The sequence below is a fragment of the Hafnia sp. HMSC23F03 genome, from assembly GCF_001816025.1.
Classification (GTDB): domain Bacteria; phylum Pseudomonadota; class Gammaproteobacteria; order Enterobacterales; family Enterobacteriaceae; genus Hafnia; species Hafnia paralvei.
The window spans coordinates 407096-426804 of sequence record NZ_KV824214.1; the positions used below are offsets into that span (position 1 = coordinate 407096).

14 protein-coding genes and 1 pseudogene are annotated in these 19709 nt (G+C 44.6%); 4 read left to right on the top strand and 11 right to left on the bottom strand.

The genetic code is table 11. The features are described from left to right. Nucleotides 1-16: 16 nt before the first annotated feature. The 3 genes from HMPREF3091_RS07605 to HMPREF3091_RS07615 all read left to right on the top strand — a co-directional run bounded on the left by HMPREF3091_RS07605 (nt 17) and on the right by HMPREF3091_RS07615 (nt 6686). Nucleotides 17-2977, top strand: coding sequence for a virulence factor SrfB (locus tag HMPREF3091_RS07605; protein ID WP_070715110.1), 2961 nt, complete (start codon nt 17-19; stop codon nt 2975-2977). Then, nucleotides 2974-5373 (top strand): virulence factor SrfC family protein, encoded by a 2400-nt coding sequence (locus HMPREF3091_RS07610; RefSeq protein ID WP_070715112.1) that lies wholly within the window; start codon nt 2974-2976, stop codon nt 5371-5373. The genes HMPREF3091_RS07605 and HMPREF3091_RS07610 overlap by 4 nt, the downstream gene beginning before the upstream one ends. A 371-nt stretch (nt 5374-5744) precedes the next feature. Then, a complete protein-coding gene (locus HMPREF3091_RS07615; protein ID WP_070715115.1) occupies nt 5745-6686 on the top strand; it encodes a VirK/YbjX family protein in 942 nt (313 codons plus the stop codon). 201 nt (nt 6687-6887) lie between these two features. On the opposite strand, the gene HMPREF3091_RS07620 is transcribed toward HMPREF3091_RS07615, so the two are convergent. The 11 genes and pseudogenes from HMPREF3091_RS07620 to HMPREF3091_RS07670 all read right to left on the bottom strand — a co-directional run bounded on the left by HMPREF3091_RS07620 (nt 6888) and on the right by HMPREF3091_RS07670 (nt 17900). Then, nucleotides 6888-7235, bottom strand: a complete 348-nt coding sequence (locus HMPREF3091_RS07620; RefSeq protein WP_070715117.1) for a hypothetical protein — start codon at nt 7233-7235, stop codon at nt 6888-6890. Nucleotides 7236-7301: 66 nt separating this feature from the next. Further along, nucleotides 7302-7597: pseudogene (locus tag HMPREF3091_RS22135) on the bottom strand (ISAs1 family transposase); the annotation flags it as partial. A gap of 1313 nt (nt 7598-8910) precedes the next feature. Further along, nucleotides 8911-9210: a PAAR domain-containing protein gene (locus tag HMPREF3091_RS07630; protein ID WP_070715121.1), complete on the bottom strand. Its 300-nt coding sequence runs from the start codon at nt 9208-9210 to the stop codon at nt 8911-8913. Between the two features lie 5 nt (nt 9211-9215). Continuing rightward, nucleotides 9216-9965 carry a hypothetical protein gene (locus HMPREF3091_RS07635; RefSeq protein WP_070715123.1) on the bottom strand — a complete coding sequence of 250 codons (750 nt, stop codon included), beginning with the start codon at nt 9963-9965 and terminating at the stop codon, nt 9216-9218. 20 nt (nt 9966-9985) lie between these two features. Beyond that, nucleotides 9986-10954: a hypothetical protein gene (locus HMPREF3091_RS07640; protein ID WP_083321386.1), complete on the bottom strand. Its 969-nt coding sequence runs from the start codon at nt 10952-10954 to the stop codon at nt 9986-9988. Next, a complete protein-coding gene (locus tag HMPREF3091_RS07645) occupies nt 10951-11898 on the bottom strand; it encodes a hypothetical protein (protein ID WP_070715125.1) in 948 nt (315 codons plus the stop codon). Before HMPREF3091_RS07645 ends, HMPREF3091_RS07640 begins: the two co-directional genes overlap by 4 nt. 27 nt (nt 11899-11925) lie before the next feature. Beyond that, nucleotides 11926-13149 (bottom strand): hypothetical protein, encoded by a 1224-nt coding sequence (locus HMPREF3091_RS07650; RefSeq protein WP_070715127.1) that lies wholly within the window; start codon nt 13147-13149, stop codon nt 11926-11928. A 25-nt stretch (nt 13150-13174) separates the two neighbouring features. Next, on the bottom strand, nt 13175-13750 hold the full coding sequence (locus HMPREF3091_RS07655) for a DUF4123 domain-containing protein (RefSeq protein WP_070715129.1): 576 nt from the start codon (nt 13748-13750) through the stop codon (nt 13175-13177). Next, nucleotides 13743-15812, bottom strand: a complete 2070-nt coding sequence (locus HMPREF3091_RS07660) for a type VI secretion system Vgr family protein (protein WP_070715130.1) — start codon at nt 15810-15812, stop codon at nt 13743-13745. The genes HMPREF3091_RS07655 and HMPREF3091_RS07660 overlap by 8 nt, the downstream gene beginning before the upstream one ends. 221 nt (nt 15813-16033) lie before the next feature. Then, nucleotides 16034-16552: an Hcp family type VI secretion system effector gene (locus tag HMPREF3091_RS07665; protein ID WP_070715132.1), complete on the bottom strand. Its 519-nt coding sequence runs from the start codon at nt 16550-16552 to the stop codon at nt 16034-16036. 1087 nt (nt 16553-17639) lie between these two features. Next, complete coding sequence (locus HMPREF3091_RS07670) at nt 17640-17900, bottom strand: hypothetical protein (protein WP_083321388.1); 261 nt, start codon at nt 17898-17900, stop codon at nt 17640-17642. Nucleotides 17901-18609: 709 nt separating this feature from the next. Between HMPREF3091_RS07670 and HMPREF3091_RS07675 the strand changes: the two genes are divergently transcribed. Beyond that, entirely contained in the window at nt 18610-19686 is a 1077-nt protein-coding gene (locus HMPREF3091_RS07675) for a zinc-binding dehydrogenase (protein ID WP_035503548.1), read from the top strand. Nucleotides 19687-19709 lie beyond the last annotated feature (23 nt).

Consider the following 19709-nt stretch of genomic DNA (forward strand, 5'->3'; position numbering starts at 1 on the left):
AATGGGTGAATAAACCATGTTAGCCACAATTTCCGATTATAAACATCAGGTTGCACTCATTCAGAACAGCGGTGTCCAGTTTTTAGACTTTGCCTTAAAGCCCAATTTTTCCTCCGAGCTACCGGGAAAGTTTGTTCGCCAAACCGCGAATGGCCCACTGCTACGTTTGCTGCACAATGCTGAAAGTGACACCTATTGGCTGCCGGCTCCAGCAGGGACTCAGCCGGAGCGAGTAAAACCCGAGTCGAGTATTCCTCTAGAGCATTCTCTGCGGCTACTCAATAAAATCTGGTTGCCGCTGCCATTTTTCCGTTTCAATCCGCCGCGTACTTTCTTAGGGGGACCAGACAATTGGGCGCGGATGCAGATTTTGGCGTTAGATGAACCCGATCGCGATGGCAATACCTATCGCCTGTGCATGGCGTTTGATACGGCGGTTTATGCCGATATTCACAATGCGGAATCGCTCGCGCCAAGTGAAAATGATGTGAAAACCGGCGCTGGATTTGCATTGGCATATCGCAGTGAAGAGTTGGGCGAATTTCTGGATCTTACTTGGGTGGATGGTTGGCTGCGTGAAGTCTTCATTCAGCAGGTTACGCTACAGGAAGATCGTCATTCGGTCGGTATTCAAACCGCGCTACGCGAGTTTGAGTATCAGGCGCACTACCTGAATTTACTGCATTTATTGGGTAATCAGTTGAATGTGCCAACGATTAAAATGAATACACATACGCTGCAAGAACCGACTGTGCATGTCGATCTGATTATGGACGTTGGTAACTCCCACACCTGCGGAATTTTGGTTGAAGATCATCTCGATGAGCATAACGGGCTAAAGCAGACCTACGAGCTGCAGTTACGTGACATGAGCCAGCCGCATTATGTGTATAACGAACTGTTCGACAGCCGAGTTGAGTTTGCACAGGCTGAATTTGGCAAACGTAATTTCTCTGTTGAAAGTGGACGCGAACAGGCATTTATTTGGCCATCAATCGTGCGTGTCGGCCGAGAGGCCAGCCGTATGGCGCTTCAGAGAGTGGGAACGGAAGGATCGACTGGGCTTTCCAGTCCGCGTCGCTACCTGTGGGATGAAGAGCCGTACATGCATGGTTGGCGTTTTAATTCGCTGGAGCAAACGCAGCAAGAGACGTTGGCAACCGCGCTGCCGCTGACTTTTCTGCTCAATGACGAAGGCCAGCCGCTATACGAACTGCCTTTAGAGGAGCGTCTCCCTGTCTTTTCCGCGCACTACAGCCGTAGTTCGCTGATGACGTTCATGCTTTCTGAGTTATTGGCACAGGCGTTGATGCAGATAAACAGCGTCGCCCAGCGTTTGAAAATGACGCACTCAGCGGCTCCGCGCCAGCTACGCAGTATTATCCTGACTCTGCCTTCTGCAATGCCAAAACCAGAGCGCGAAATCTTCCGTCGGCGTATGTATCAGGCTATTGGTCTGGTATGGAAAAGCATGGGCTGGCATCCCGCTGACGATGACTTTACCCATGAAAGCGATCGCGCAAAAAGCACGGTTCCCGTTCCTGATGTGCAGATGGAGTGGGATGAAGCCACCTGTGGACAGATGGTTTATCTCTATAACGAAACGCAGGTTAACTTTGGCGGACGCACTGAAGAATTCTTTGCCAGTCAGGCTCGTGCCGATCGTGAGCTAGCGGAAGGGGAAACCGTGGGCAAAACGTTACGTATCGCGTCAATCGATATTGGTGGCGGCACAACAGATTTGGCGATCACACAGTATCGTTTGGATGATGGGGCTGGAAGCAATGTCAAAATAACGCCACGGCTGTTATTCCGTGAAGGTTTTAAACTGGCAGGAGATGACATTTTGTTAGATGTCATTCGCCTATATGTCTTGCCAGCGTTGCAGACTGCATGCAGGAAAGCTGGCGTGATAGATGCAGATGAGCGGATGGCGAAACTGTTTGGCGGTGAAGGTATATCCGTGCTGCGACAGCAAGCCACCTTGCAGCTCTTTAGCCCTATCGGGCGCGCTATTCTGGAGCGTTATGAAGGCTACGATCCTCTCGATAGCGGCGCTGAGATGGATACTACCTTCGGCGAACTATTAAGCCAGCAACCAACGGATAGCGTACTGAACTATATCAATAATGATGTGCAACGGGCCCAGCCTGCCGACGCCGTTCCATTCGATGTTTTACAGGTGCCGCTCATCCTAAAACTAAGTAAGTTACATGCTGAGTTTCTTTCTCCGCGCATGCGTATTACGCAAAACCTGCGTTCGTTATGCGAAGTGGTCGCTCTGTATTCCTGCGATGTATTACTACTGACCGGTAGACCCTCGCGCTTTCCTGGTATTCAGGCGTTGTTCCGTCATCTTCAACCGCTGCCAATCAACCGAATTTTGCCGCTTGAAGGTTATCACACCAGCGAGTGGTATCCGTTTAACAAACGTGGACGCATAGATAATCCAAAATCAACGGCGGCCGTTGGCGCCATGATTTGCCTGTTAGCGGTGAATTTACGCTTAGCGAGCTTTAACTGTAAGGCCGGTGATTTTCAGCCATATTCAACGGTGCGTTACTTAGGCATGCTTGATAGCCATCAAGCATTAATGAGCAACGATGTGTGCTATAGCGATATCGATCTTGATGACCCCGAATTTATGCTGCCAAGCGACAACGTATTTCAGATGCGCGGGCCGTTATGCCTTGGGTTTCGTCAATTAGAGAACGACCGTTGGCCTGCTTCACCGCTGTATCGGTTATCCATTACTGATCAGCAACTGGCGCGCAAAGTCGCCGGGGAAAGTGTGCTGTATGTGAAGCTAGCCGTGGTAGCGATGAACGATGAGCAAGGCCCTGAGTGCTTTACCCTTTCCGATGTAAAACTTGATGATGGTAGTTCGGTACCTTTGCACCATTTAAAACTGAAATTAAATACTTTATCGGATAGCGCCCATTATTGGATCGACAGTGGGAGCGTATTTATCTCATGAAATCATTGAATGCAAAGCAGATAAATAGCCAGTTACAGACGATTGCACATAGCGTGACTCAGGCAATTGATTGGGTGGATAACGCGCGCGAGCACTCCCATCGGTTGAATATCGAAGCAGATAGCCTGCGAATAAAACTTTATCGCTGTCATCATCAGCTCACGGCTTTACAGTGTTCGCCACAAAGCCCGCCGAGTATTGGTTTTTGGGGGCTATCTCAGGCGGGAAAATCACATTTGATCCACGTGCTAGCTGCAAATGAAAATGAGCGGTTAGAAGTCCATTTGGCGGGGCGCACGCTGGATTTTCTCACTCATATCAACCCCAGAAATCAGGATTGCGGTATCGTCACTCGATTCTCTCGCCGCAAGGGGATAGATAACCATGACTACCCTATTGAGCTGGCGTTGTTGAGAGAATATGAGATCGCCAAAATGCTGGTTGATGCGTTTCTCAATGATTTTTCATCAGAGTTTGACTATCAGGAACTGGATGAAGGCGTTATCGACGAGCATTTAGCGGCTCTATCAACGTTGCGTCAGCCGGACATTGTGACGGGATTGAGCGAAGATGATGTTGTCGCGCTGTGGGATGCGGTGAATCGCCGCATTGGCTCACGCGGCAAACGGCTGAACCGTGTTTTTTGGCCGTCGGCGGTAAGGCTTGCGCCGTATTTGAGCGTAGATCATCGCGCCCGATTGTTCTCACTGCTGTGGAATGGGGTAGACGAACTGACATCGGCCTATGCCTGTTTTAGCCATATTTTACAGCGTTTATCCTGTGCGGAGAAAGTCGCGGTTCCGTTAAGCGTTCTGGTCGATGATATGCAGCTGCCAGCCGAAGGGATATTGAGCCCTAAAGTGCTGGAAAATGCTAACTCGCCGCTTGATTTTAGCGTACAGGTTTGTCCACTCATCAACCGCAAAACCGCGAAACCAGTAGAGCTTTCCATTGCTGAACTGGCGTTGCTGACATTTGAAATCACGCTGCCTTTAGCTGGCGCAGCTCGGGAACCGCTATTTCAGCAGACTGACGTACTGGATTTTCCCGGCATGGGTCGCTCTCTGGAAAGCGAATATGAGCCTTCATCATCACTGAACGGCATTTTGCAACGGGCCAAAGCACAGAGTTTATTAGAACGCTATGCCGATAACCAACAGCTTGGTGCATTGATGGTATGTACCGCAGTCAGTGAAAAAACCACGACGCAGTCAGTGGGTAAAATTCTGGCTCATTGGGCAAAAAGTACGTTAGGAGATACAGAGCAGCGTAAACCTGCGTTGATTTGGGCGCTTACACCGTTTGACCTGCGCGTAACCCAAAATAAGAGCTACGATGACGCGGTTCAGCGATATGTGGGATTGCCGGGTGAAAGCTGGGGGTCGATGCTGGTGATCGATAAAAGCGGTGTTCGTCGCATGGTGGATTATTTAGCGACGGAGGTGAACAGCGAAACCAACCTGAGGCGTCTGAATCTGAGGTTAGAATCGCTGCGGCGTGAGCTGGCTGATCATCTGTTAGGCAACTGGTTAGCGCTGGATGAGGAAGAAGAGGAAAAAGAGAAGCTTCGAATTTCTCAAACGTTGCTTAAGGCGCTACAAACCCGAACCGGAGTGCATGGTGAGCTGCTCGAACGGTTATTACCCACTCGGGATGAGCTGCGTGGTTTGTATCTACAGCTAAATAATCAGGCTAATTCAACGGTTGTTTCGGGGAACCACAGTGATAACGAACTACCAATTATGCATGGCGATCCGTTTGGCATTGAGATGAATATCGACTTGGTCGCAAACATTGTTCCTGAGGAAGACTTCGTAAAATCAGAAGAGCAAACCGAGACCAATTTTGCCAATCACGCATATCAATATTGGATTAACCATCTACACAACTTGGCGGAGAATCGTGCGTTATTAGCATTATTGGGTTTGGGCAAGCCTGAGTTAGAACTACTGTTACAAGAATTGATAACGGCCAGTGTGCGTATGCATATTGCATCGGCTTTATCACATGCGTTGTCAGGGACTGAGAATGAAGGCGCAAGGATAGATATGCTGGTGGATCGTCAGGTTTCACGCGTATTAAGCGTGCTGGGCGATTTTGTCGCATGGTTAGGATTCCAGCAAATACCCGAATCATTGCGGCCTGATAGCCGTGTAAACCGTGGACAAAAGATCTTTGCTAAACCACCGGCGATGAAAACAGCGAGCTGGGGAAACTCTTTGCGTTTAACTAAGCTTTCAGTCACGCCATCTAATAATACCGGATTCTATATTTACGATTGGCTGGTGGGCTTAAGTGAAGTGATTATCCAGAATAAAGGTTATTCTGCGGCGCATGAGCTTAGCCAGCAGCAGCAACAGCAGCTAAAAAATATTGTCACTTCTATTGCTGATTAAGACGTGGCCTCTTATGAGGCCGCTCTATCTTAGCTAGGATGACCAAAACAGGATATGTCTTGCATTGATGAGTGGAATATGTTGCTCAGCAAGCACAAGCTGTTGTTATCAAGAGGTATTCGGTCACATCGTTAAACACACTCATCGAGATATTGTGTCGCTGTTTTTACTTGCGGGATAGAATAATACCGCTATATTCTCTTGGAATTACACTTCAACTTCTATAATCCACCTTTTGTTTATGTTTGGTTGAGTTCGTATAGCTCAAACTTAGGGTTAATTCGATCTCAGCTTCTCCCGTCCATCAGATCTGCCACAGGGAGCCATCTGCAGCTGGGTTATATAACTATTATTAATTTGTTGGGGCCAATATGAGCTTTTTCAAAAAATGGCGGCACCAGAGCAGCTTATGGCGTTCTCTGAACAGCGGATATGATGCCGTTAAACTTGGTTGTCGTATTGCTGTATTACCGACGTTTAAATATATTAAATATAAAAAGATGTGCCGTGATTATTATAGTTCGCAGTTATTGAACCCTGTGACTAATACGATCGCACATCCTTTTATCAAACGTCCGGTCAATAAATATCTCAACCGTAATTGGTCTGGTAAACAGAAACTGAGAACGGCGATGGCCACGCTCGATATGATTGAGAACAGCTTCTCGCATCAAGCTCTTGAGAAAATGTATTCTCCGATGAACCAAGGTATTGTGTTAGCTGATATTGAGCTTAAAAGTGGAGACTTCGCTCAACTTAAGCTCATGCGTTCTAAATTCACTCGTGAAGGTGATTTAGGGCTATACCTGTTTAATGAGCATCAGCAGGAAGTATACGGCTTAACGTTTTCATTTGGCGATAAAGGCGAGCTATTTGTAAGCGGTTTACAAGGCCCGGCCTCGGAAAATGCGGCTGACCTGGTTAAAAGCATGACCAAGCTGATGCATGGTATGCGACCAAAGAATTTGCTGATCTCTGCACTGTATGCGATCGCTCAATCACTGGGAGTTTCATCAATTGTTGGCATATCTAATAAAGCGCATATCAAAAGCCAGCGTTTAAAATCCAGTTACGATAGTTTCTGGGAAGAGTGCGGCGGCGAGATAGATAGGGAAGGATGGTTCTACTTACCCAAAAGTGAACCGGAGCGCGATATTGAAACGGTGAAGAGCCAGCACCGCTCCGCTTTCCGCAAACGTGAAGCTCTGCGTGGGCAAACCACGGACTCAGTGGCTCGCTGTTTAGCTCGTCATGCCGCAGAACAATCGGCGGTTACAGCGCATCCAGAAGCGGTATTGAGTGAGCAGTCTTAGTGCTCAGGTTTCCCCCCATAATGAATTCATACCAAACCCGCCAATGGCGGGTTTTTCTTTATGTAGCCTTAGCAAGATATTAAATAATTATCTATGTTGCCTGCGCCAGCTAAGAGAGGTCCCCAAAATCCTATGCGTTTAGCCAAATTAGAGACTGCACTGCGAGTGCTGATATTTAAATGACTTATTACTTATTACTTATTACACAACAATTAGAAAGACAAACAATAGCGCAAGGACCATGAAATTTATCAGGTTAACTACACCTAATAAAAGGTTTTTTCTTAGTATTGCTATGCAGCAACACAAAATAAAAAGCACCACAGAAACTACGGGTAAAGTTAATGCATACAATAAGTAAAGAGCATTTTGCATAGGATCTTTAAGAACATGCCCCGTCACAAAAAGTACTGACGCTAAAGCAATGTACATTTGAGAAAGCACAAAGAAAATTTTTGAGAAAGTTGCCATAATTATTAAAGCATCCTTAATGCAGATAGCTAAAATCATATTTTTATATGACATTGACCAGATGGTGCTTAGCGTCATAACGGTATTCAGTGGCGACCCTGAGCTGTTCATAACCATCACAATAGTGCAAGATTACGCCCCCCCTCAGCCTGCAAGGACTGTAGTCAGATAGTTGTTGTCCATCGCCGCTTTTCTCATCTTGCAACTCAATCCCGCCTTGAATACATTCTCCTGTCGAAGAATATTCACCGCTATATGTCTTATGCCTGAAAATAATTCAGCGGCGTTCCCTATTCTTATTCGACAATCATCTTCGTTCATCACCGCATCCAGGCACCAGTGCAAACGGTTTTCAATGTGCCAGTGCCCCTTATTGATCTTGCAAACTTCTCTGCATTTAAATCCGCTGAACTTATATAATAACGAACGTATATTTCGGGTCCTTTCATCTGTATCGTAAAAAGAGGAATATCTGATAATTTATGTTCGATTTTTCATGGTTGTCTGTAATCAGGAATAATGGATATGTGCATCATTAATTTTTCCAGGTTCATCGGTTATCTCCTTTATTTATCAGGAGATAGTTGATCATAATTGATAGTAGAAAAGTAGCTTTTATGAGCAGTAAATAGTGTAATTTTCAAACAAAAAATGCTGTTTTATTTGTACGAAAAACATACTTTTGATGATCTTTTCCTGAATGAATTCCATTGCCCGATTCATCTTTTCTTATATCCCGCACAGCTCTTTCTGCCCGTTCAGACTCTCTGCATAGTGGCTGTAGTACCACAGCCCCCTTACGCGTATGAGATGGATGTTCCAGTCTGGCATGCGGCATCAACGGGTCGGGTGGCAGGCAGGTCGTCAATAAATGCGGTTGGCGAACCTGCAATAATCACGGTTTCGTAATTAACCGTCGTGCTGGATACCTTTATCACTGAGCCGGGCTACTGTGGGCACATTTGATTCTCCAAAATAAGTATATGTACCTTTAACGGCTTTAACTCGAACTTACTAAAAAATTAATAAACTGGATTGCCACGCCCCATATATGGCATTATAAACATGGAGCCGCACTCTTCTTTTGTGCATCCCAAATATATAATATCCTTACCATCAGACCATTCAGCTGTGGCAGCCGCATTAATAGAAAAAACCATTCTTTATTATTATAAATCAATCGTTCTGATATTTCACACGGAACCCAGAGCCAGTAATACCCCATAGTTCACCTTTCTTAAATCGTTCACTCAATGTAAATATTTTTTTATTTTCTTGATATTCAAACGCCATTTGCTACATACAATAGAATCATCTTCATCGTTATGAGTTGCCTCTATATAATGTGATTTATTTATTTTTAATAATCTGCATATCAGCAAAACAAAACCTCACAAATGCAATAAACAATATAAGATTAAATTATTTTTTCTCATACTAGCTCTAAAATTACACTCAATTGTCAAATGAACAATAAGTTGAACATACTGTCACTAGTATTTATATATAAATATAATTAACTCAACAAAAAAAATACTTAATAAGATTACTTCAAAACATTAAATCAATATACACTTATGACTTTCTTGCTATTCTCCCTTTAATATCAACCACATTTCAAAATATCCGGCGACGCCCCCCCCTTAAAATTGACTGATGGAAAAAAAAATTTTTGAAGTAAATTATTATTCATTAAACTAAACAAGGTGTTTTTTCTGTCAGGAAAGCATTTTTCCGTGTTTTCTTTTTGGATTTAGGACAAGGTTAATCCTGAATGACCTTCGATAATGACGCCACCATGCTCAGTATTGTCGCCCATTCTGGCAACGGCTATACCATTGATTTTTACGATGGCCGACCCAGAAGAGATAATATCTTTGCTTCCGCTTCCTTTGCAGATAAGTTTATCGCCTACCAGCGCCAGCGGTATTCCATTGTAAGTGACGAAACTCTGCTGACATTCACTTACCGGGCCGCCGATATGGGGGGTCGGCCCAGGGTCAACTTGCGGGCAGGTATGGTTGTGTCCTTGAAGTGCTACGGGTTTGCTCATTATATTTATCCTTGTCTTCGTGGAGTAAATAGTTCCTGGAGCCGGCAGGGCAGGTGCTGTTGATTTTCAGACGCCGTCAATCCATACCACCGGGGCTGAAGCGGATCATCAAAGCAACGGTAGCCATCGTAATACTGTGCAATAGCCAGCAATAGTTGAAGTTGTTCACCACTTCCGACAGTAACGGTGGCTACTGAGGAACTCTTCATTAACTGCTGAAAGACAGCCTGCCGAGTATCCTCCGACAAAAGTTGTGAGGAGTGTTTTTCAACATCAAACAACTGACGAAAGATACTGCCTGCGGATGGCCATTCAGATGCTGCATTGGGGATAATGTTTCGGGAAATACACAGCCTCCAGATGAGAGGAAGGTGTTTAGTAAACCAGTCGGTTTGCCAACTTGCGCGGTGTGTAATTATAAAGTCATGGATACGATCTTCATCGTTAATTTCATACGTTCTGATATGCTCCTCTATAATATTCCCCAATACTTTATATCGGGTATCTTCCATAAAAAATGAACCAAAACATAGCTTGGCGCAGGCAATGCGCATTGCTAGAAGAGGACTGGGAAATCCCTTTCCTGTCAACCAAGTAAAACTTTGTTTTATCACTAGCCGGAGCACATCTGGCGTAAGACCTCTTTCCTTAACTATCTGCGCATAATTTGATATTAATAAATCGGCTCCTCGCATAAAGAAACGCTCATGTCTGAACTCGTCAATTGCCTGATATGTCTCCGCCGTCAGTCTCATAGCATCAGCTCTTCTATTTATCAGCTTTTTTTCATGAAAAATATATCCCTGACAAAACTAATATCGGGGTTAACTTCAAACAAGTTCGCACAGAAATCCTCAAACCAGTCAGGCTTCTGCCACTGGCTGAAATCAGGTTCCGGCATACGGGCAAACACCGTGTTTATCAGCGGGTGTTCAATCTCCGGCGTATCCAGCCCATGCTTAGCCCTGAAATTCCTCACTGCCTGATATTCAAACGGCCATAATCCCATCCATATTGGAATATCGTAACCAAATGCTTCGGCAGGTACAGCAGGAAATCGGGAACACCACTTCAAATGCTGGTCACAGAGCGCAGTCAGCCATTTATTCAGCACTTCATCATCACGGCTGTAGAGTGCTTCGCGAACAAAATCCAGATAAAAACGTTCCACAGGGATCCCTGCTGCAGCCCAGTCAACGGTCTGCTTTCTTTCACTGGCTAACATTTCTACAGCCAGTACAAATAATTTCTGTACTTCAGGTGAGCTCTCACCATGTGTAATTGACTTCTTCGCAGTGCCATTAGTAATCGAGTTGATAAGTTCCTCATAAAGCCGTTCCACTACATCAAATTGCTTACAGGCCAAAAGGGTCAGTAAAGACAATCCTATTTTATCTGCACCTTCAAGATAAGGCCTAGGCTCGCCAGTATGTATATAAACAATTAATATTTCCATGATTTTCATTGCTAGAAAATCACAAAGATATTGGTTATCACATCGCTGATTCTTATGTGAGGCATCAATAAATCCATCTAAATATTCTTGACTTAAGTTTTCGAACATCAAATTAGCATATAAATCTTTTTTTTCCAGAGAAGCATTTTCAAAATCACGCTTCCCTTTAACAGGTATTCTGATTAATTGATTTTTATAAAAATCGTAATTTATAATACTAACTGACTTTAAATAAAAGCTATAGATCTCATCATAACGTTTTATTACATCTTGATTCGTCTTTGTCATTTTAATATTTTCCCGCCATTAAACCACTCTTTAACAATTCTCATTCCTTTGGTATATTTAGCATTTTTCACATATTCAAACTTATCGTCAAGTCCTTGTGTAATAAATAACCCTGCAATGTTGGTATTTTCTCCAGTTTTATCAACTAAACGTAAAGCATCCTTTAGGTCTGCAACATTCTCCGCATCTTCAACAGAGAGATTGTATGGATTACCAGTCTTATACGCACGCAACGCATCATTAACGTGTTTATCAACTTGTATCAACCCCTTCTTTTGAACTTCTGACATTGCCCGACTGACTGATTTAAAACCTTCAGCGTCCAGATTATGCACTGCAGACGTTTTCAGTTCAATAATCAACCACATCCATTCAGGCGGTGGATTGGCAGGAATCACCTTTGTCACAATATCTACCCCATTTCCACCCCCCTGATACTCAAGCCGCATCAGGCGGGCGTCTTTATGCAGTGTAAGCTCTACCGTCTCCGCCACATTTTTTCCAACTGTAGGATATGAAAGCGTAATCTTTCTGTCTTTTTCCAATAGTTGCCAGAATTTATTCTCTCCAATTTTCCCTATGAGATTACTGTTCTTTATTGCATAAAGTCCGTTTGTTGCATCCGACATAATTTTCCATCGAGTTCCATTTCTGGCACTCGTGGAAAACTCATAAAATGTTTCAACATTCTGACCCGCTTTTGTAGTAGCAACAATTCTTATACCAAAGCCACGTTCAACATTTTCTCCAACATAAGCTTCGGTATAATAAACTCTATACTCACTAAAATTATGGTTTAGCGATTTAATAAAATCTTTATATTTAATATATCCTGGTAAAACGTCCTTGGGGTCAGGCGGCATTTCTTTCCATTTATTGACAACATCATCAAAGATATGACGGTCAGGCTGTCGAGCTGTTAATATTTTAGAAGAAGCAGGCACAATAAAATCTCCTTGAGTTTGCCGAAATCACTCATCAGATGAGCTATTCCCACCTCTGCTGTATATTGAAATACCTGCTCCTAATGACGCCGTGGTTGCTCCAGTAAATACCTGCATTGCCGGAGTTTTACCCATCACGGCGATAAAATTTAACGCATCGAAACAATTTTCGATGGTATGTCCCGTCTGGGCAGACTTATCGAGATATTTTGCTGCCTCTTTTATAGGATTATATCCAGGCTTAGGTGAACCCAACATCCTGTTTGCCAACGTCTCATAGGACTCAATCATATTTCCCGTTGATAAAACCATATAGCCCGCGCCTATAGCCCTGACTGCTGCAGTGGCAGCCCCTTTGAGTATAATAGCCCCAGTAACAACACCAACTGCCGTAAGTACTACATTTACAATTTCAATAATTATGTCTCGAACAATATCTCCGGCACGATTATCCTGAACCTGCTTAAGGGTAGTATCAATGATTTGTTGAGCCAACTCTTTTGCTGTTATGGTTCTTTTGCCAATGACTTTCCATCCCAAAGACGATGCAATTGTATAAATTGATTCTTTATCTGCTCCACTTTGGTTAATCGGTATAGTACTTTTTTCCATTCCATAATCAGAGAATATATACATTTCTTTAAATACCTTTAATATGAAATTGTCTGTACATATGGCACTACCAGATGAATAAACATGACTTATATTTAATCCATCAAAATTATCCTCCGACGTCATAACTCCGCCACGTTCTTGCAAATCCATCGAAAACTTAGCGTCTTCAAATTCTATTTTTTGGCCATTGTAATTAATAGTAAACTCACCACCATTAGGGTTTTCTGTTGCCTGAGATGAAAACAGTAAAGAAAACACTAAGTAACGTTCAGTATTCAGAATGTTTTCTATTTCCTCAAAAAGCTCCTGCATAAAAATAATATCACTAGCCTCTTTCGCTAAAGCTCTTTCTATTGCATTCCCACCGATAATATTGGCATATTTATTAATTTGCACCTGTAATGAATCCAGAGATATACCCGTAGGTAATGGATTTTTTTCATCCCCGTCTTCAAACAACGGAGGCAGAGGGCTATCAACCATTTTATGAAAATTGTCGATATCTTTTTCATTATCAAACTGTAGTAACATTACCCCCCCACTTTTCAGAGGGCAATGCATTGGCTCTTTCTCATCTGCGTTGTCTACCGCATCACACTGATTTGTGGTTACTGCACTAGGATCTATTGTTGGCATAACTGGCTCTTGGTAAATACAAGTATTAAATTATTAACAACTTCCCACCTGAACCATCAGAGATAATCTGATTTATACCAGTGAAGAATTGTGAAAAATCTTTTGGTGGAAGTGCTGGAATAACACTCTCAATGGAAACGAATGAGTAATACCTGAAAAGCACCCACTTATTATTCACTTCATCATATATTTGATTAAACTTTCTCAAATGATGAGCAACCTCACTAATCGAATAATAACTTCTGATGAAAACGCCCCATTCGCTCGCCAGACCAACTTTTTCAGCAAGGAACCAGCGGGTAAATGCAGAGCTTTCTTCTAGTCTGACAATATATGGGGCGTAAAAGGCGAACTGACCATCACTAGCACCTTTCCACAAGCAATCCCATTCGGTTTCATAGGCATCAAGAAGAATAGAAATATCAGAAAAAAACATGGCGTCAATAATCGCGTATGTATTACATCCTGCGTCATATTTCGGCTTTATTAGTTCAAAACCATCAGGTGAAAATGTTTTTACTGAACCAAATATATAATTTCTAATTGCCGATAAAGCTTCCGCTCTGTTTTCAGATAAAACAACCTCATGAAGTCTAGTCATTTCCCTCTTCCTGTGTTTCTTTTGCTTTAGCACATACTTCACAGAAAGGTTTCCCTTCATTCACCATCGCTGTCAGCGCTTTAACCTGATCCACTCCACCGCCCCTGATATCCATGGAAGGAGTTAGTATCTGTAATTTTTTGGCCTTGATAGTCACGCCGCCAGCATCGATGGTAATACTTCCACCCGGTCCGCCAATCACCATGCTCTCACCAGCGTGCAAAATATATTTATTAGTGCGGGTAAATATTTTGGTGTTTACCTGCTCATCCTTGATGCCCTGAATCACAATATTCTTATGACCACCTATGTCATCAATAGAATCCGCAAAAATCTTTTTCCTTTCCGAACTGTTCACCACCAGCGTCCGGTTTCGGTCAATTTCGATTTCCTGATCCTGAACCACGCGCACAACCGAATTCCTGCCGATAGTTTCATAGTGATCCCGCCCCACCAGTGTCTGCTTGTCCTGACCAATTGCCTCTTTCTGGTCAACGCCAACTTTCTTCTCGCGGTTATTGCCTATCGTATGCCTTTCATCATGCAGAATTTCCGTTACATGATCTTTCTGAGCGTGCAGGTAAACCTGCTCGTTCGAAGTCGCATCCTCAAAGCGCAGTTCATTAAACCCGCTGCCTTTATAGGTCTTCGAGCGGATGGTCATCTGGGTCTTCGTCCCCGGTAGGCTGCCCGGCGAGCGGTTTTCTTGGTGGTAGGTTCGACCCATAATGATGGGCTGGTCCGGGTCGCCGTTGAGGAAGTCCACTATCACCTCCTGCCCTACGCGCGGTATCGCTAGGTTACCAAAGCCCGGCCCCGCCCACGCCTGCGCCACTCGTATCCAGCACGAGCTGTCTTGGTTCGCCGGGTTATACCGGTCCCAGTTGAACTTCACCCGCACCCGACCGTGCTCGTCGCAGAAAATTTCCTCGCCCGCCGGCCCGGTGACCACCGCCGACTGCGGACCGTCCACCGACGGCTTCTCCTGCGGCACTGGTCGCCATGTCCGGTCTGCCGGCACCACCACAAAGTGATTATCCAACGTGGTTCCCGCGCCTCCACGCCCCGCCACCGCCTGTGGCTGACTGCCCGACAGCGCACTCTCTACCACCTGCCATTCCCGGTTCAGACTCGCCTGCGGATGGTCCGTCAGCGTGATGCGCCGCCCCGGCCATATCGCCGGTGAGCGGCTTTCGCCGTGCGCCATTTCCGCGTTATTACGCCAGCCTTCCGTCTGCCACCGGGCAAAGTTCTGCCCGTGCTCGTCCTTGAAACGCCCCGGATAGTCAAACACCTCATATTGTGCGTGCTGGTAATCCATGCTTTCTCCCTCATGCTCAAAGCGCCCCGCCCAGCCGGGGCGTTTAAAGGTGTAGTCTTTAGCAATCACGGAAGAAGGACGTATCTGCGCGCTGTGGCGGAATTTACTGATGCACGGCGTGCTCACTTCCGTGCGCGTGTTCGGGTTCCAGGGAAGGTCAAACGCTTCCGGCAGAAACCGCACCGTGTCGCACAGCACCAGGCTCTGGTCGTCGCTCTTCTGCGCGTGCTCCTCATAGAAGAAAATGCCCTCTTCCGCCGCCATCCGCGCCAGGAAGTCATAATCCGTTTCACCGTACTGCACGCAGAACTCCCGTACCGGATGCGGCTCGCTAAACAGCGGACTCCACTCCGTCACGCCGTTTTCCTGCAGTATCGTTCCTAAGATGCTCTGTATGTCTTCATTCTGAAAAATGCGCGAGTTCTGACGCAGGGCGGCGCGCCACAATGGTGGACGTATTCGCAGGTTGTACAGCGTCTGGTGGTTATCGTTTTCACCCAGTTCAAACCAGGTGACGACGCCTTTAACCCGGCGCTGTATCTCGTCGTCCTGCCAGATTTTCAGGTGCGCGTTTTTTTCCAGCACCTGAGAAAATTCAATGTTGAAAAGCTGCTGGCTGACCAGCGAGACATCGAGGGAAAACAGTTCAGAAAGGGACTGGCTCAGGCTAAAGGACACCACCGCCAGCGCATCCGGCGCCAAACCGTCCACCTCCAGTGTGAAACGTAATCCTGTTGACATGAATGACCTCGCGGATTAACAGGAAAAAGAAACTGCCTGACGAGCAACTTTAGTGACAGTACAGTGTTACGCTGGTGCTCAGGCACGCTACCGCCGAAGAGTCCGGCCTTCGCCAGCTCCCCGTAATAAAACGTAACCCCTTACTGACACTGATAGTTGACTTCCGGCATACGATAAAAAAACAGCACCCTGCCCGCGAAGGCAGCGTGCTGTGGACGGTCTTAGGCTTCCAGTGGCGCACGCCAGTCATCCGCACCCGAGGTGCCGGATTTAATGTGCTCCCACTCGACTTTACGGTACGCCAGTGAAACAGCGAGCAACTGGGTGAATTCACGCTGTGCCGGGTCCTGGCAGTGCGGCATATGCAGATTCATATCCACAATGGTCGCATCCGTCAGACGGGTGGTGAAGTAGTGCTCTTGCTTACCCTCAACGGACGTACGCCACCAGTGCATTTCCACTTTCGGCAGCATTTCGCCTGAAGCTAATGCGTTGTAAAGCAGCGGTACAGCCTTGTTCAGCGCCACGGTGAAGATGAACGGTTTGTGGGCGCGCTGACCAGCGGGTTGGCCGGACTGTGGATCGGTAGGGACAGTCACATTATGCAAAAACTCCTGTACCAGCATTTCATCTTCGTGTCCTTGCACGTAGATGTTGCCGACGGAATCCGCTGTGAATGCGCCTGCGGTGATGTTCCCCTGGGTTTTGCCTGTGATTGAGATATAACACGGTGTAGGCATTGGTACGCTCCTTGTTGATTGTCAATGACAACTTACGTTCACCTACCGGTTATCTCCGGCAGGTACAAACCTATAAATCACGGCTGAAACGACGCGACTCATTAACTCATTAACTCATTAACTCATTAATATAAATAAAGCTAATTCATTTCTATTACTGAATAAACATTCCTAGGATTAACCAATCATAGCCACACATAAGCAATGCTTAAATATCAGTGTATTTCCCCATGCGTAAAATTTAAATAAAAGCAGGTTAGCTGCTCGCAAAAAAGCAATATCCAATCAAGTTAAAAACATCATTAATCACAAAGCATTGCGCTGTTTTTCTTTGATTTAATAATGATTTTAGAAATAAATAAATCACATCAAAGACATTCATGAAAACAATCACAAAAACTAAAAAAAACCAATAAAATCAACACAATGAATTGCATTAAAATATTTTAACTTATTTGTTTAATAATTTTTACGCGTTTCTAGATTCTGCATAATAATAGCTTCACGCAGAGAATACTCCTCTCTTTCATTCAAAAAAAGGCTTTTAAATAAATTTCACTTGAGTAAAATGCGCCCAAGTAAGACGTTATTATGCGAAGCACTTTCGTTGTCTCATGGTCAGTGCGGAGATACAGGATACGTAACATAACCTGATGGATGATTTCTATGAGCAAAGATTACGGCAGCAGCGTTGCCCCAAAGAACGAATAAATATTTCTTATGTAAAAAACCTTCTGAAATGCAGAGCATAGAGTATTGTGTAAGGTCGGATGAAAGCGGATCGATGATTGACCAAAGAGTGTAGACTGAGCAACGCACCAGCAGTTCCTAAGTCTGAAGAACGAATGGAAACCCCATACGGGATATCGTGAGAAGAGAGATACAACGGTGGATATTACCTACTGGAAAAATAATTATTACCACGAGCCTGTTCTATTTATAAAATCAATTATGTTTTATTAACGGATAGATATAATAAATAATATCATATTCTGCCAATGATCTACTTCCGTTAAATTAACGTTATAGATAAAGCATTATATTTCCCATTAGACGTTAGAATAAATAAGAAAAAAACATCACACTATTATCTTACCTTTTTAAAAACCCATAAAATAAGCGGCATACAAATTAAAAAACCAACAAGTGAGGCTAGCGTCGCATTATCGTGTTCGGCTACCAGCCCATCGATAAACGCAACGCACTGCGGATGAGTAAACTGCCCTCCTGCACTCATTGTCTCCGTTAAATCAAGTGAAAATATAAAATTAAAAAAGAAAATCACAGCAAAGTAAACAATACAGATAAATACAATGCATCCCCAACGGATCCAGAATTTATTTGTCATTATATGAATCTCCTAATGGCCATCGAACGTACTTCTAGAATATGAGATCCCAGTCCCCCAGTCACAACAGTTCTACGTCTCCCCTTCGCAGCTCTGCTGCCAAAAGTAACCTTGTATCTACATTTTCCCTGTAAGCACTCAGCACTTTCATCACCGATACTTCATCTGGTTATCAGGCCAGTATTTTAGTGTATTGCTGCCATCAACTGTTTTATTGCCTATATATCTCAACGTATTTCAAAGAGTTTCCAATATTTTGGGGGAGTGAAATACACAGATTTTGTGTCATAACCAATGTAAACACCGTTTGATTCCCACTTTAGCATCCTCTATAGCTCTATAACATCAGAGAAATTAACATCACCGCCATTTATTCGCATTGTTTTCATTATTAGTTAATCAGTAAATTGGGATTTGCATAATATTGAGCAAGAAGGCACCAGATTTTTTAGCTTTGAAACCTTGCCTGCAGTGTCACCGCTTTGTTAGTTCTTGTACCTGCTTCATTGTGCCGAAGTGTAGATCCGCCATTTTATGGGGCTCGATCCTCTTTTCCCTGCCTCCTTACGATGTGTTCATCTGTATTTGTGATCTGAGTTGTGAAATGCAGATCAATATCTGTGTTTTAAACATTTTACGTTGACCTTAAAGATTTTGTGGTTAAGTATTGCTTTCACTAATGCAAAACCAAAAAACAAAGGAAGGCACAATGAAAGCACTGGCGAGGTTTGGGAAGGCTTTTGGCGGTTATAAGATGATTGACGTGCCGGAACCAACGTGCGGCCCGGATGACGTAGTGATTGAAATCAAAGCGGCAGCTATCTGCGGCGCAGACATGAAACACTACAACGTTGACAGCGGATCTGATCAATTCAACTCCATTCGTGGTCACGAATTTGCAGGCAAAATTGTCCAGGTTGGCGATAGAGTCAAAGATTGGAAAGTTGGCCAGCGAGTGGTTTCTGACAACAGCGGACATGTATGCGGCGTTTGCCCTGCCTGCGAACAAGGCGATTTTCTGTGTTGTACAGAAAAAGTAAACTTAGGTCTGGATAACAACACATGGGGCGGCGGATTCTCGAAATACTGTCTAGTACCGGGAGAAATCCTCAAAATTCACCGACATGCGCTATGGGAAATCCCACAGGGCATTGATTATGAAGACGCAGCGGTACTGGATCCTATCTGTAACGCCTACAAATCTATCGCCCAGCAATCCAAGTTTCTCCCCGGCCAAGACGTGGTGGTTTTCGGTACCGGCCCATTAGGACTCTTTTGCGTGCAGATGGCGCGCATTATGGGGGCCGTTAATATCGTAATGGTCGGGCTGGAAGAGGATGTCGCGGTGCGTTTCCCGATAGCCAAAGAACTAGGAGCAACGGCGGTCGTTAACGGTTCGACCGAAGATGTGGTCACTCGCTGTCAGGAAATCTGCGGTAAAGACAATCTGGGGCTAGTGATTGAATGCTCTGGTGCCAATATCGCCCTCAAACAATCTATCGAAATGCTGCGCCCTAACGGTGAAGTGGTTCGCGTGGGCATGGGCTTCAAACCTCTAGATTTCTCTATCAACGACATCACCGCATGGAACAAAAGCATCATTGGCCATATGGCCTACGACTCCACTTCATGGCGCAACGCCATTCGCCTGCTCGCTAGCGGCGCGCTCAAAGTCAAACCGATGATTACTCACCGCATAGGCTTGTCACAATGGCGCGAAGGTTTTGACGCAATGGTCGATAAGACCGCGATTAAGGTCATCATGACTTATGACTTTGATGAATAACCTGGCTATTAAAGGAACGTTAT

Bases quoted from the DNA above. Each gene is read 5' to 3' on its own strand.
- HMPREF3091_RS07650 (WP_070715127.1), bottom strand. From the start codon at position 13,149: ATGCCAACAATAGATCCTAGTGCAGTAACCACAAATCAGTGTGATGCG.
- HMPREF3091_RS07635 (WP_070715123.1), bottom strand. From the start codon at position 9,965: ATGAGACTGACGGCGGAGACATATCAGGCAATTGACGAGTTCAGACAT.
- HMPREF3091_RS07615 (WP_070715115.1), top strand. From the start codon at position 5,745: ATGAGCTTTTTCAAAAAATGGCGGCACCAGAGCAGCTTATGGCGTTCT.
- HMPREF3091_RS07620 (WP_070715117.1), bottom strand. From the start codon at position 7,235: ATGACGCTAAGCACCATCTGGTCAATGTCATATAAAAATATGATTTTA.
- HMPREF3091_RS07640 (WP_083321386.1), bottom strand. From the start codon at position 10,954: ATGACAAAGACGAATCAAGATGTAATAAAACGTTATGATGAGATCTAT.
- HMPREF3091_RS07665 (WP_070715132.1), bottom strand. From the start codon at position 16,552: ATGCCTACACCGTGTTATATCTCAATCACAGGCAAAACCCAGGGGAAC.
- HMPREF3091_RS07670 (WP_083321388.1), bottom strand. From the start codon at position 17,900: ATGACAAATAAATTCTGGATCCGTTGGGGATGCATTGTATTTATCTGT.
- HMPREF3091_RS07630 (WP_070715121.1), bottom strand. From the start codon at position 9,210: ATGAGCAAACCCGTAGCACTTCAAGGACACAACCATACCTGCCCGCAA.
- HMPREF3091_RS07605 (WP_070715110.1), top strand. From the start codon at position 17: ATGTTAGCCACAATTTCCGATTATAAACATCAGGTTGCACTCATTCAG.
- HMPREF3091_RS07660 (WP_070715130.1), bottom strand. From the start codon at position 15,812: ATGTCAACAGGATTACGTTTCACACTGGAGGTGGACGGTTTGGCGCCG.
- HMPREF3091_RS07655 (WP_070715129.1), bottom strand. From the start codon at position 13,750: ATGACTAGACTTCATGAGGTTGTTTTATCTGAAAACAGAGCGGAAGCT.
- HMPREF3091_RS07610 (WP_070715112.1), top strand. From the start codon at position 2,974: ATGAAATCATTGAATGCAAAGCAGATAAATAGCCAGTTACAGACGATT.
- HMPREF3091_RS07675 (WP_035503548.1), top strand. From the start codon at position 18,610: ATGAAAGCACTGGCGAGGTTTGGGAAGGCTTTTGGCGGTTATAAGATG.